The sequence below is a fragment of the Massilia sp. genome, from assembly GCF_046293535.1.
In the GTDB taxonomy this organism is placed as follows: Bacteria; Pseudomonadota; Gammaproteobacteria; order Burkholderiales; family Burkholderiaceae_D; genus Telluria.
The window spans coordinates 1-10,767 of sequence record NZ_JBKBOV010000071.1 but is presented as its reverse complement, the minus strand read 5'-3'; the positions used below and the strand labels follow the sequence as shown (position 1 = coordinate 10,767).

The window sequence follows — 10,767 nt, the reverse complement described above, 5'->3', positions numbered from 1 at the left end:
TATTGCGCCCATGCCTATCAAAAGCTGTTGCGCCAGTTCGGTATGCAGGCTTCAATGAGCCGCAAGGGCAACTGCTGGGAAAACGAGCGAAGCGACGTTTCGCGAGCCGCCAGGCGAGAGGGCGAAGCCCGGCACAACGCGCCAATGGAGAGTTGCTGGGGTTCTCTGAAGACCGAACTGGTGCATCACCGCCGCTTCGCAACCCGCGAGCAGGCCAGGCGTGAGATCACAGAATATATCGAGATCTTCTACAACCGGATTCGAAAGCAGGCACGACTCGGCCATCTCTCGCCCGCCGCTTTCAGTCAGAAATACTATGCAATGCAGATGGCCGCTTAACCGTTGGACTCTACGATTTGCAACCGACCTCATGCAGGCTTCAATGAGCCGCAAGGGCAACTGCTGGGACAACGCGCCAATGGAGAGTTGCTGGGGTTCTCTGAAGACCGAACTGGTGCATCACCGCCGCTTCGCAACCCGCGAGCAGGCCAGGCGTGAGATTACGGAATACATCGAGATCTTCTACAACCGGATTCGAAAGCAGGCACGACTCGGCCATCTGTCGCCCGCCGCTTTCAGTCAGCAATACTATGCAAGGCAGATGGCCGCTTAACCGTTGGACTCTACGATTTGCAACCGACCTCACATCGCCGGCTTTGCGCTCGCGGCGGGCCTGTCGTTCGCGCTCATCGCCTGGGTCGTGTCGCGGCTCGTCGCCGCCGTGCCCGAACAGGACCGCACCTGGTTCGATCCGCCGCCCGCAGGCTTTCGTCTGGTGTGGTGGCCGCTGCAGTGGCTGGCGCACTACCTCGGGCCGTGGCTGCCCGCCAAACACCAGCGCGCCAGCCTCGCGCGCCTGCGCGCCGCCGGGCTGGACTTTGCATTGAACCCGGCGCAGTTCCTCGCCGGCCGCCTGCTGTGGGCGCTGCTGGCGGGGCTCGTCGCTGCCTGGGTCGCCGACAGTTTCCGGGTGGCCACTCTGTGGCCCTTCGTTCTCGGCGCGCTCCTGGGCTTTGCCTATCCCGCCATCTGGCTGCGCGACCGCATCGAGCTTCGCCGCCGCCAGACCCTGAAGTCGCTGCCTTTCATGCTCGACCTCATCACGCTCGCCGTCGAAGCGGGCTTGAATCTCGCCGGCGCCATCCAGCAGGCGGTGGACAAGGGCCCGGAAGGCGCGCTCCGGGACGAGTTCGCGCGCCTGCTGCGCGACATGCGCGCCGGCAAGCCTCGCGCCGAGGCGCTCCGGGAACTGGCTGCCCGCATGGACATGCCGCCGGTGGCAAGCTTCGTCGCAAGCCTCGTCCAGGCCGAGGCCACCGGCATGAGCCTGGGGCCGATCCTCCGTGCCCAGGCCGACCAGCGCCGGATGGAGCGCTTCGCCCGCGCGGAGAAGCTCGCCATGGAAGCGCCGGTGAAGCTCCTGTTTCCGCTGATCTTCTTCATCTTCCCCTGCGTGTTCGCCATCCTGATGTTTCCCATCGTGATGAAGTTCCTGGCCTCGGGGTTCTAGGCATGGATCTTGGCCCGCGCTCGCTCCTCGTTCGCCGCGCCGAGACCTTCCTCGCGCGGTTGAAAGGCCTGCTCCTCGCCCCGCCGCTGCCGCCGGGGGAGGGGCTGCTACTCGATCCCTGCAACAGCGTGCACACCGCCTTCATGCGCCATCCCATCGACGTCGTCTTCCTCGACCGCGCTGGGCGCATCGAGAAGATCGTGCCGCGTCTTGCACCCTGGCGGCTCGCCGCTTGCCTTGCCGCCTACCAGACCCTGGAACTCGCCGCCGGCGAAGCCGAACGCCTGGGATTGGTACCGGGCGAATCGCTCGCCGGCTGTCTTGCGCCCTGCCTCGAGGAGCACTCCGCATGAAACGCGGCTGTTCCCAACAGTCCGGCGCCACCCTGGTGGAATTCGTGGTGGTGGTGCCCACCGTGCTGTTCCTGCTGCTGAACCTCATCCAGTACGGTCTGCTGTATCACGCCAAGAGTCAGTTGAACTACGCGGCCTTCGAAGCCGCAAGAGCCGGCACGACGCAAAACGCCGACCCCGCCGCGATCCGCACGGCCTTTGCCCGCGCCATGACCGGCTATTACGGCGGCGGCACGACCACCGCCGAGCTTGCGGCGTCCTACGCCAAGGCGCTTGCCGACACCACGCCTGCCCAAGTCCGTATCGAGATCCTCTCGCCGACGAAAGAGAGTTTCGACGACTACCACTCGCCGGCGCTGGCCGCGCGGCTCAAGACTTCATCGCGGGTGATGCCCAACACCAACCTCGCTTTCCTCGACTGCTCGGCCGATGTGCCCAGTTGCAACAAGGATCCGAAGACGAACCACAGCGGGCAGACGCTACTCGACGCCAATCTGCTCAAGCTCAGGATCATCTGGGGCATTCCTCCGAACAAGCAGATTCCACTGGCGGGCCGCTTCATGAACTGGGCGCTGTCGGTGCTGAACGAGGGTGATACCGACGCCTTTCGTCAGGGGCTCATCGCGGCCGGGCGCATCCCGGTGGTCACCCACGTGGTGATGCGCATGCAGTCCCCGGCGATCGAGGCGGGCAATGCGAGCCTGCCGGGACCGGGCAACGAGGGCAAGCCCGAAGACCCGGGGCCCACCGACCCGGGGCCGGAGCTGCCCAGGTGCGATGTCACCGATCCGGGGTGCACTAAACCGCCGAAGACAGTGCCGCCGGGCGATCTGGAGCCGATCGATCCCAAGCCCAAACCCGGTCCTTGCGATCCAATCAACTACACGCCCATCCCGGATTCGGCTACGCGCACAGACGGCCCGGCAGACCTGTGCGCACTGCTGCCGGGAGGATGCCGGCCATGAAAGGCAATGTGATGAAACGAGCCCTGCATCACGACTGTGCGCTGCGCGGCGCGATCACCCTGCTGATGCTGGGTCTCTTCCTGTGCGCCAGGGCCGCCAGCACGCGGGCAGACGGCGGACGCTTCGACTTGCTCCCGACGTCCATGGACAACACCAAACTCTGTTCCAGCACACCGACCAAGTGCGTCGAGAAAAGCGCGGAAGACCTGCGCTACGAGCGCATCCTCGAAGCCCTGAAGAAAATGGAAGGCGGCGAGCGCGTCTACTCCGAGATGGCCACCCCGGCCGACGAGCCGGCGAGTTATGGGCCGAGCCAGATGGTGATCGATAAGATCCTCACCGGCTTGATCGACCAAGGTGGAAAGGAATTCACCTTCACCGCCAAGGACGGCAAGTCCTATACGCTGACAAGAAAGGATTTGAAGGATGCGAAAAACCGAGGCGGCGCAATGTACACCATCGACCCAAAAAATAGGCCACCCATCCCCGACCTCCTCGACGAAGCGGCCAAGTACAATGACTACAAAGACCTGACCATGCCGGCGCGCACCAAGGCGGCGGACGATTTCCTAGGCAAGTCCGGCATCCCCAAGGACGAGTGGGATACCTGGTGGCAGCGGGCGGTGGCGTATCAGAAGCTGAAGGCGTTTGCCGAACCTTTGCGCAGGGAATATCGGGACACTTACAAGAATGTCACAGGCAAATTCATTGGTAACGTGCCCAACATGGTTGAGTTCCAGAAATTCCTCGAGGGGAAGGGCAATATCCCCAGCGCCAGCCCCGCAGTAAATTACTGGACACGTTTTACCGAACTGCTCGACCGCGCGTTTCCCCATGAAACCGACAAACTCAAAGCCATCCGGCCTTACCTGTGGAATGGCGGTTACACCGGTAATCAGCAAGAACGCTGGGCCGAAGGCTTCTATAGTTTCTACAACCGCGCCGCCTACAGCCACCCGACGATCCCCTACGCCGCCTTCAAAGAGGGGCTGGCAAAATGGTTCGATGCCACCCCCGAGGCCGAGGAGAGCTTCATCCGCGACAACATCAAGGCCGCCGCCAAGCATCCGGACGTCGACAAGGACGTGAAGATCCTGCATCCCGATAGCGACGAGGAGAAAATCGCCCGCTACTTCGCCTCCAAGCACAATAGCGGCGGCTTCAAGGCCATATACGGCGCCTACGCCAACAAGTTTGTTGAACACTGGAAAAAGATCAAATGGAACTTCAAATGCGGCAAGGATCCGCGCGACAAATCCACGAGCGAACCCGAACCCAAGGAGGCGCAGGCATGAGACCCCCGGCCATCCTCACGCTCCTCATTGGCGCCGCCATCCTCTTCGGCTGCAAGCAGCCGGCGACCGAAGCCGCCGCCCCCGAGGCCCGGGCGGCCGCAGCCCAGGTCAAGGCCTACCCGGTCGAATCGCAACTGGACAAGTTCGAGATTCGGCCCAACGAGTGTGCGGGTGAAATCGAGAAACTTGCGCGCGACAGGAGCAATTTGGACGCTTTCAAGTCAAGCCAGCTGTATTACGACTATGCTGGCGACCCCGCCACAGGTGGCGCGGCGCTCGACATGAGTAGCAAGAATTTGACAGAAGAGGCCAGCTGGCACCAGAGCCTGGATGTGAACGACGACGGGCTGTGCGATTATCTGGCTACCACGTTCTCTGGCCGTAGCTCTTGGGGGCAGGGTTTTGGCATCAGCTTGCGCAAGACTCCCGGCACCAGCCTGGAAAAGGCCTTCGGGCCGTTGCCGGGGGAATCCGATTCGGCTGAAGATAAACAAAAATACTTCGCCGACGGCGCCAGCCTCCCCCCCCGCCTCGGCGGCCCCATGCCGCTGCCGGGCACCGAGTACGACAAGACCATCGTCTACCGCATCCATCCCAAGGATGGGGGCACGCCCTACATTGTGGTGCCGAGCTACGACTACACGAGCGGAATGACTGCAATGACTGGCCCAGACCTCATGCTTGATGAGCGCGACGCAAAGGAGGGGGGGGGATATGAGTACCGTTCTTATCCTGCCTCGGGGCTGCTCTTGTGGGTTTTCCGCTGGGACCCCAAGATCGGCAAATTCAAAGACCTGAGCGCGGGGTGGACTGCGGGCGATGCGTTCCTGGAAGAAAACCGCAAGTGGATCTTCGGTCCCGATACCGCCGAATACTGGTCGGTGCGCGCCTACATCGCCGAGCGGCACCTGATGGACGCGCTCAAGGCCTTCAAGGCGCACGACTACACCCGTGCTTCGCTGCTGATGGGCTATGCCAACGCCGCCGACCCGCGCAATCCCGACATCTGGGGCTGGCGCGGCGCGCTGGAATACGCCGGCGGCCGCTTCAAGGATGCGGCCAGATACTACGCCCAGGCCATCGCCTGGACCGATGTGCGCCGCCTGCCGGTTGCCCCCATCCTCTACTTCAACCGCGGCCTGGCCCTCGAAGCGGTGTGCTGGAACAAGGTGCAGGACCGGCGCGAAGGCGAAAAACCCGGCTGTGACGAGGATACGCACCAATCCGCCGTGGCTGCCTACGAGGCCTACCTCAAGGCCGCCCCCCAGGGCGAGCGCGCGGCGGAGGCCCGCGCGCGGCTTGCCGACATGGCCCGCGGCGTCTACCGCGAGCCGAGGGTCGACCCGGACATGCCACAGGCGTCGGCGGCCATCGACCGCATGACCAAGGCCTTCGCCCAGGCGCGGCGCGAGATCTGGCAGCAGGCGCAGGCGAAAGAAGAAGCGCAACGTGCGCAGCAGGAAGCCAAACCAAAACCCACCGCACTTGACCCCGAGACCGGCCAGCCGGTGGGCGCGCCCACGCGCGATGTGTTCAAGCTCAGCCCGGCGGACCTGAAAACGATCGATGCCGAGATCAACCGCTTGCTCAAGCAGAAGGGCAAGACCTTCGTGCAGAGCCGCATCGACTGGATGATCGCCTACAAGGCCAAGTTCCCAGCGGCCGATCTTGCCGACATGATCGACCGCCCCGAGCACTACGAAGCGCTGCCCTGGGTGCAGAAGTGGCGGCAGACCTATAACGAACTGCCCCGTTAACGGCCACGGAATCTGACGCGGGCGTCGCCCGCATCGCCCGCGTCAAGCTGCTGGCCGGCGCGAGGCCCGAGGCCAGGGTGCTCGGCCAGCTCGCCAGACACGAGGAAGTCATCGCTCTGGGCGAAGCGCAGGGGCGCTACGTGCGGGTCAAGAGCGCCGACACCGAAGGCTGGGCCGAGCAGGCCCTGCTCGCCAAACCCTGAGCGCTTGCCGGCATGCGCTGCGTCTGCCTGCCTGTCTTGCCCCCGCGCGACGCCCGCCTGCGCCGCTTGACCCAGCGCGGCGCGACCCTGGTCGAGTTCGTGGTGGTGGTGCCCACGGTGCTGTTCCTGCTCCTGAACCTGATCCAGTACGGCCTGCTCTACCACGCCAAGAGCCAGTTGAACTACGCGGCCTTCGAGGCGGCGCGCGCGGGGACGACGCAACACGCCGACCCCACGGCGATCCGCACGGCCTTTGCCCGCGCCATGACCGGCTATTACGGCGGCGGCACGACCACCGCCGAGCTTGCGGCGTCCTACGCCAAGGCGCTTGCCGACACCACGCCTGCCCAAGTGCGTATCGAGATCCTCTCGCCGACGAAAGAGAGTTTCGACGACTACCACTCGCCGGCGCTGGCCGCCAGGCTCAAGACTTCGGCGCGGGTGATGCCCAACACGAATCTCGCCTTCCTCGACTGCCCGGCCGATGTGCCCAGTTGCAACCACGACCCGAAGACCAACCGCAGCGGGCAGACGCTACTCGACGCCAATCTGCTCAAGCTCAGGATCATCTGGGGCATTCCTCCGAACAAGCAGATTCCACTGGCGGGGCGCTTCATGAACTGGGCGCTGTCGGTGCTGAACGAGGGTGATACCGACGCGTTCCGCCAGGGGCTCATCGCGGCCGGGCGCATCCCGGTGGTCACCCACGTGGTGATGCGCATGCAGTCGCCGGCGATCGAGGCGGGCAATGCGAGCCTGCCCGGCCCGGGCAACGGCGGCGAGCCCGAAGACCCGGGCTCGCCGCCAGGGCCGGGCGGCGAGCCGCTGCCGAGGTGCGAGGTGACTGATCCGGGGTGTACGAGGCCGCCGAAGACAGAGCCGCCGGGCGATCTGGAGCCGATTTGCGATCCAGCGACCGGCAACTGTCCGGACAAGCCTGACTGCATAGACCTCACGCCCATGCCATGAAAGACGCTATGCTTCAACCGATCCCAATTCGCGTTATCGGCACGCTGCTCCTGGTCGTGGCGCTGGGATTGACTGCTGCCATGGCCGCACTGCCCTTGCCAAAACCCAAGCCGGCGTGCGATCCGTCGAGAGCCTCTTGCGTGGATGGGACACCAACGAAACCGGAATGCCCCGGGACGTGTCTTGGAAGCCTCAAACTCAAAATGCAGTTCGTCAGGGCGAACAACTGCACGCTTCACATGAACGATGCCTGTACCGAGAAATGGCGTGTGGATAAGGATTTTCTGGAGAGAAGCGAAGGCGCGTTGCGAACCAAGGGCTACGTTCCGAGATACGACAAGGACATCAAGGACAAGAGCGGCAAGATCGTTCATAAGCAGGGTGACATAGTCGGCCACAGCGGCGTCACCATCAGCACCGGTGTCGATCTCGGCCAGCAGAGCGCTGCGGGCACAAAAGCCGTGCTGGATGCTTACCTCCCAGATAAGGTCGATGTGCCGGCATTGATGAAGAAACTCGATCCCTATTTCGGGCTGCAAAAACAAAAAGCGGTGGACGCGTTGGCCAAGACTCCGCTCACCGTGACTATAGCTGAAGCCAGACTGCTGGCAGACGCATTCGGTTACGACGTACAGAAAAAAGCCGCTATGCAGTTCGACAAGAAGAATACGCAAAAAATGGTATTCAAGAAACTGCCGACCGAGGCGCAGACGGTGATTGTCGACTTCGCCTATCAGTATGGCCTGAGCAACTCGAAGGACTCAATTCGCCAGACGTTCTGGAAGTACGTATACGATGGCGAGTGGAAAAAACTGGCAGACTGGTTGTTGAGCCTGCCCGACCAATACACGACGCGCAGATACCGCGAGGGCGATGCCGTACAGTTTGGCATCGACAACGAATACCTGCCGGAATCCGGCGATCCCTGTCCGCCCGTGAGTCAGGGCGGTGGCAATCAGAGCAAACCATGAAAGGACGTTTCAAGATGATACGGATTCGCCAGGTACTTTGCGTCATAGGTTTCGCCATGCTGTTTCAGGCGTTGAACATTGCGGCGCAGCCGTTGGATAGTGTTCCGTCTACTGCGCCAAGCCAAAAATTGATTGAGGCATTCGCGGGTAAAGCGACGACACGTTACTACTCGGATCCCCGCATCAGGAAGAAAGTCTTGGTGTCCGAGCGCATTCTGGAAGGATTCGGGTACGGGCCTCTACGCTTGACCCTGAAAGACGGGATAGCCATTTATTGGGGCTTCAGAGACAAGGAGGCAACGACCGAATCCGTCGCCATCTTCGACGCGAAAGGCCGCCCGCGCCTGCTCGCTGCGATGGACAGCATTCCCTGGTGCGATGGCTGGCATTGCGAGCCGTTCACTTCCATAGCGGACTACCAGGCCAGTGCGGACAAGACGTTTCTGAAAAACCCGGCGGTGGACCTGTTCGTGCGTGACAAGCGCGACCTGGAAACCTATCTGCCGTATCTGAAGCGCTGGCTGCAGGCCAAGATCCTGGGTTTTAACGTCGATTGCAGAGAGCCCAAAATGTCGGCCGCTTGCAAGTTCGTGATGCAAACCGAATGGCTGGGCATCATTCAGGTGCGGGCCTACCTCCTGCCCTCCATGCGTCCGCTCGATATTCCAAAGGTGGAGGCCGCTGACGTGCCGTTAGAGGCGTTCGGTCGATAATAAGCCCCATGACCCGCCGCCAGTTCCTCGCCACTACCGCCCTGGCACTCTTGAGTCCGGTGCTTCGTGCAGAAACGCTCATCGGCCAGAACGCCACCATGCACGGCCAGCGTGATCGTTCCCTGTGGCTTGCCGCGCAGCAGTTGAAAGGGGTGCGACTGGCCAGGCCGGACGATTCGATTCAAGCCGCATTCTTCATCGATCTGAACTGCCCGGCCTGCGCGCATCTGTGGCGCTGGTTCGATACCCCGGCGCGGCGCCAGTGGGCCACCCTTTGGATACCTGTGGCCTATATGAACAAGACCAGCACCGCACGTGCAGCGGCGCTCTTGCGCGCCCCCGACCCTTATGCCGCGCTGGCGAAAAACTACGGCCCCGGATTCGACCAGAACAGACGTATCGGCGCATTGCCCGAAGCCGCTGCACCCACCCTCGATGAGCGCTCCGCCATCCGTATGAACACCGTGTTCTGGAACGGCATCTTTCCTTCGACGCCGCTTGCGCTCTACCGCACGGTTGACGGGAAATACTGGCAATTGCTGGGGCTGTTTCCCGAACCGCAGATGAGCGGATACTTCGCAAATCTCGCGCCCTCGCGGCTGGGTACTTACACGAAGTAGGCATCCCGCCCGGGAAGTCTTCGCGTACTACGCGACCCATACACCAAACGTTACGCGCGGGTTCAACTTTGAAGTGCAACGCCTGACTTTTTGGAGAATACCTGACTGGGTGTTTTGTACCCAAGGCGCTTTCTGGGCCGGTTGTTCAAACGCTCCATCGCCGTATCGATCTCCTGTTGTGTAATGGTGGTGAAGTCCCGGTTCTTCGGGAAATACTGACGTATCAATCCATTGGCGTTCTCGTTCGTGCCGCGCTCCCAGGAGGCATAGGGGTGCGCGAAGTAGAAGTCAGCCTGCAAGCGCTTGGCGATCTCTTCATGCCCGGCGAACTCACGTCCGTTGTCCGAAGTGATGGTATGCACCTTCCTCCGGTACGGTGTGAGTAGTCGGTGCATGGCGTCGCTCACAGCCTGCGCAGTTTTGCGTTCAACCTTCTCGATCAGGGTGAAACCTGTCTTGCGCTCGACCAGGCTTACGATGGCCTGCCGGTGATTTTTCCCGATGATGGTGTCGGCTTCCCAGTCGCCAACCCGGCGCCGTGTCTCGACAATGGCCGGGCGTTCCTCGATGGAGCGCCGGTTGGAAATCATGCCCCGCCGGTCCGTTTTGCTATAGCGTTTCTTGCGTAGCTTCTGACAGCGCAGATTCTTCCACAGCAAGCCGCCCGCCCGCTTGTCCGCATAAACACGCTGATACAGCGTCTCCGGGCTGATGCGGGCATGTGCGCTGATCTGCTCGGGGCTCCATTGCTGCGAGAGCTTCTCTTGTGCAAACAGCCAGGTCGCCTCGTCAATCGTCCGCGCATTCATCGCACGCCGCGCTTGCGCCATACCGTGCGCCTGTTTCGGTCGATAGCCGCGCTGCCCCCGATTGCGGGCCAGCTCTCTGCTGATGGTCGATGCGCTTCGTTCCAGCACGTGGGCAATCTCGCTTTGCTTGTGGCCTGCCTGCTTCAATGCGTAAATCTGATATCGTTCTTCTCGGGTGAGGTGTGTGTAGCTCATTTCTGCAATTTCGACTGGCCGGTCAAAAAAGCGGGGATGCTACCGCATCCCGCCCACTCAACCAGCATTACTCAAAATTGCACTTCATTCCTGAATCCGCCCTCTCTCCTTCCAATTTACGGGGCCTTATACCCCATCTCTTGGAAGACGAAATTTCGGGGGAAGCTCAGTTCCAGAAAGGACGGAAAGTAGCTGCCCGAACGCAGCTTCGGAATCGGCAGCTCAAGCGTCCCCAGCCGGGTGTGCAGGATGCGCTCCCGGTAGCCATTGCGATACACCTGCCGCGCGCCGCTGCGCTCGTGCAGGCCGGCACCGATCTGACCGGTGACTTCGTAATCCATCAACCGCGTCAGCACCGCTTCCACCACGCCACGCAGGAAATCCTCTCCACCCTGTTGCTGGATGTA

General features: G+C 62.2%; 12 protein-coding genes and 2 pseudogenes. 12 read left to right on the top strand and 2 right to left on the bottom strand.

The window, feature by feature from the left end; translation table 11 throughout:
* The 12 genes and pseudogenes from ACK4S9_RS22665 to ACK4S9_RS22610 form a co-directional block, all read left to right on the top strand.
* Nucleotides 1–339 (top strand): IS3 family transposase (locus ACK4S9_RS22665; protein WP_409730127.1); only part of this gene is annotated, 339 nt, incomplete at its 5' end.
* A 31-nt stretch (nucleotides 340–370) separates the two neighbouring features.
* A pseudogene (locus ACK4S9_RS22660) lies at nucleotides 371–613 on the top strand (IS3 family transposase); the annotation flags it as partial.
* A gap of 3 nt (nucleotides 614–616) precedes the next feature.
* A complete protein-coding gene (locus ACK4S9_RS22655) occupies nucleotides 617–1,510 on the top strand; it encodes a type II secretion system F family protein (RefSeq protein WP_409730125.1) in 894 nt (297 codons plus the stop codon).
* A 2-nt stretch (nucleotides 1,511–1,512) separates the two neighbouring features.
* Nucleotides 1,513–1,863: a DUF192 domain-containing protein gene (locus ACK4S9_RS22650; protein WP_409730123.1), complete on the top strand. Its 351-nt coding sequence runs from the start codon at nucleotides 1,513–1,515 to the stop codon at nucleotides 1,861–1,863.
* The gene (locus ACK4S9_RS22645) at nucleotides 1,860–2,828 is read left to right on the top strand and encodes a TadE/TadG family type IV pilus assembly protein (RefSeq protein ID WP_409730121.1); all 969 of its coding nucleotides are present in this window, start codon (nucleotides 1,860–1,862) and stop codon (nucleotides 2,826–2,828) included. Before ACK4S9_RS22650 ends, ACK4S9_RS22645 begins: the two co-directional genes overlap by 4 nt.
* The gene (locus tag ACK4S9_RS22640) at nucleotides 2,825–4,123 is read left to right on the top strand and encodes a hypothetical protein (protein WP_409730120.1); all 1,299 of its coding nucleotides are present in this window, start codon (nucleotides 2,825–2,827) and stop codon (nucleotides 4,121–4,123) included. The genes ACK4S9_RS22645 and ACK4S9_RS22640 overlap by 4 nt, the downstream gene beginning before the upstream one ends.
* Complete coding sequence (locus tag ACK4S9_RS22635) at nucleotides 4,120–5,880, top strand: hypothetical protein (RefSeq protein WP_409730118.1); 1,761 nt, start codon at nucleotides 4,120–4,122, stop codon at nucleotides 5,878–5,880. Before ACK4S9_RS22640 ends, ACK4S9_RS22635 begins: the two co-directional genes overlap by 4 nt.
* Before the next feature lie 77 nt (nucleotides 5,881–5,957).
* Nucleotides 5,958–6,083: a hypothetical protein gene (locus ACK4S9_RS22630; protein WP_409730117.1), complete on the top strand. Its 126-nt coding sequence runs from the start codon at nucleotides 5,958–5,960 to the stop codon at nucleotides 6,081–6,083.
* 66 nt (nucleotides 6,084–6,149) lie between these two features.
* Nucleotides 6,150–7,052, top strand: a complete 903-nt coding sequence (locus ACK4S9_RS22625; RefSeq protein WP_409730115.1) for a TadE/TadG family type IV pilus assembly protein — start codon at nucleotides 6,150–6,152, stop codon at nucleotides 7,050–7,052.
* A gap of 8 nt (nucleotides 7,053–7,060) precedes the next feature.
* Nucleotides 7,061–8,023 carry a pesticin C-terminus-like muramidase gene (locus tag ACK4S9_RS22620; protein WP_409730113.1) on the top strand — a complete coding sequence of 321 codons (963 nt, stop codon included), beginning with the start codon at nucleotides 7,061–7,063 and terminating at the stop codon, nucleotides 8,021–8,023.
* A complete protein-coding gene (locus ACK4S9_RS22615) occupies nucleotides 8,020–8,736 on the top strand; it encodes a hypothetical protein (RefSeq protein WP_409730111.1) in 717 nt (238 codons plus the stop codon). Before ACK4S9_RS22620 ends, ACK4S9_RS22615 begins: the two co-directional genes overlap by 4 nt.
* An 8-nt stretch (nucleotides 8,737–8,744) precedes the next feature.
* On the top strand, nucleotides 8,745–9,356 hold the full coding sequence (locus ACK4S9_RS22610; RefSeq protein WP_409730109.1) for a hypothetical protein: 612 nt from the start codon (nucleotides 8,745–8,747) through the stop codon (nucleotides 9,354–9,356).
* 62 nt (nucleotides 9,357–9,418) lie between these two features.
* Here the strand turns inward: ACK4S9_RS22610 and ACK4S9_RS22605 are convergent, their stop codons facing one another.
* Together ACK4S9_RS22605 and ACK4S9_RS22600 are read right to left on the bottom strand one after the other, a co-directional pair.
* Nucleotides 9,419–10,360, bottom strand: a complete 942-nt coding sequence (locus tag ACK4S9_RS22605; protein ID WP_409730107.1) for an IS30 family transposase — start codon at nucleotides 10,358–10,360, stop codon at nucleotides 9,419–9,421.
* A 170-nt stretch (nucleotides 10,361–10,530) separates the two neighbouring features.
* Nucleotides 10,531–10,764, bottom strand: a pseudogene (locus ACK4S9_RS22600) (transposase); the annotation flags it as partial.
* Nucleotides 10,765–10,767: the final 3 nt, after the last annotated feature.

What these genes read in the sequence shown, in the direction of transcription:
- ACK4S9_RS22605 (WP_409730107.1), bottom strand. Translation starts at nt 10,360, where the DNA reads ATGAGCTACACACACCTCACCCGAGAAGAACGATATCAGATTTACGCA.
- ACK4S9_RS22635 (WP_409730118.1), top strand. Translation starts at nt 4,120, where the DNA reads ATGAGACCCCCGGCCATCCTCACGCTCCTCATTGGCGCCGCCATCCTC.
- ACK4S9_RS22620 (WP_409730113.1), top strand. Translation starts at nt 7,061, where the DNA reads ATGCTTCAACCGATCCCAATTCGCGTTATCGGCACGCTGCTCCTGGTC.
- ACK4S9_RS22650 (WP_409730123.1), top strand. Translation starts at nt 1,513, where the DNA reads ATGGATCTTGGCCCGCGCTCGCTCCTCGTTCGCCGCGCCGAGACCTTC.
- ACK4S9_RS22615 (WP_409730111.1), top strand. Translation starts at nt 8,020, where the DNA reads ATGAAAGGACGTTTCAAGATGATACGGATTCGCCAGGTACTTTGCGTC.
- ACK4S9_RS22645 (WP_409730121.1), top strand. Translation starts at nt 1,860, where the DNA reads ATGAAACGCGGCTGTTCCCAACAGTCCGGCGCCACCCTGGTGGAATTC.
- ACK4S9_RS22640 (WP_409730120.1), top strand. Translation starts at nt 2,825, where the DNA reads ATGAAAGGCAATGTGATGAAACGAGCCCTGCATCACGACTGTGCGCTG.
- ACK4S9_RS22610 (WP_409730109.1), top strand. Translation starts at nt 8,745, where the DNA reads ATGACCCGCCGCCAGTTCCTCGCCACTACCGCCCTGGCACTCTTGAGT.